The organism is Pseudoalteromonas sp. OF7H-1 (assembly GCF_022347825.1).
Lineage (GTDB): Bacteria > Pseudomonadota > Gammaproteobacteria > Enterobacterales > Alteromonadaceae > Pseudoalteromonas > Pseudoalteromonas maricaloris.
Window position 1 is genome coordinate 1 of the sequence record NZ_JAKRFX010000042.1, and the last position, 1,090, is coordinate 1,090.

The 1,090-nt window shown below is 46.5% G+C and carries 1 protein-coding gene; it reads left to right on the forward strand.

Annotation, left to right across the window (positions count from 1 at the left end; translation table 11 throughout):
• The first annotated feature begins 104 nt into the window (after positions 1 to 104).
• Positions 105 to 1,055 (forward strand): IS30 family transposase, encoded by a 951-nt coding sequence (locus MHN30_RS23720; RefSeq protein WP_239361310.1) that lies wholly within the window; start codon positions 105 to 107, stop codon positions 1,053 to 1,055.
• Positions 1,056 to 1,090 lie beyond the last annotated feature (35 nt).

Genomic DNA, 1,090 nt, shown 5'->3' on the forward strand with positions numbered 1-1,090 from the left:
CCCGAATTCAGATAATAAGTGCACCACTCATGGTTAATCGGTGAGGAGAGATCAACTGCCTGTTGGTGGTACTCTGTAATCGCCAAAAAACAAGAGTAGTTACCATGAGTTACAAGCAGTTGATCGAAGGACAAAGATACCAGATAGAGGCATACTTACGCGAGGGTTTTAGTTACCGGGAAATTGGAAAGCGGCTGAGTGTTAGCCACAGCACGATAAGCCGCGAAGTTCGGCGCAATAGAATTCGGGATAATCATTATCTACCAGAGGTCGCCCACGCTAAAACGATGAAGCGCCGATGTCAGGCAGCGAAGTATAATATTTCAGGGCTGACTGTCACATTCGTAGAGTTCGGGTTGAGTCAAAAATGGAGTCCTGAACAGATCGCAGGCGTGGGTAAAATGATTGGTTACTCTGTTAGCCATGAGTGGATTTACGGTTTTGTGCAGCGTGATAAATTACGTGGTGGCAAGCTGTTTAAGCAGTTGCGCCATGGTCACCGCAAATATCGAAAAGGCAGTCGAGCCAAGCGAGTCATAATTCCGAATCGCGTAGGCATTGAACATCGACCAGCCATCGTCGATACGAAAAAGCGATTTGGTGACTGGGAGGCTGATACCGTTTTAGGCAAGCAAGGGACAGGCGCGATTGTAAGCTTAGTTGAACGTAAAAGTAAGCTATACCTGCTACGTAAAGTGCCAGCAAAGAGTGCTATTGATGTTAGCCGAGCAATGATAGGAATGCTGTGGCGGTATCGCGGCCAAGTCCGGACCATCACTGCGGACAATGGAAGTGAATTCTGTGATCACGAGCGGGTTGCAGAGAAGTTGAAAACAGATATTTACTTCGCTAATCCATACTCATCATGGGAGCGTGGGCTGAATGAAAATTTCAACGGGCTGCTGCGCCAGTACATCAAGAAAGGTACTGATTTACGGACTGTAACGGACAAGCAGATTGCTGATATTGAGCGGACATTAAATGCCAGACCGAGAAAGTGTTTAGGATATAAACAGCCTGCTGTAGTATTCAATGAATTACGTAAAGCAGCTTAATTTAGCGAGTGGTGCACTTCGGAGTTGAATTCGCG

Coding starts and splice junctions, on each gene's coding strand:
- MHN30_RS23720 (WP_239361310.1), top strand. CDS start 105: ATGAGTTACAAGCAGTTGATCGAAGGACAAAGATACCAGATAGAGGCA.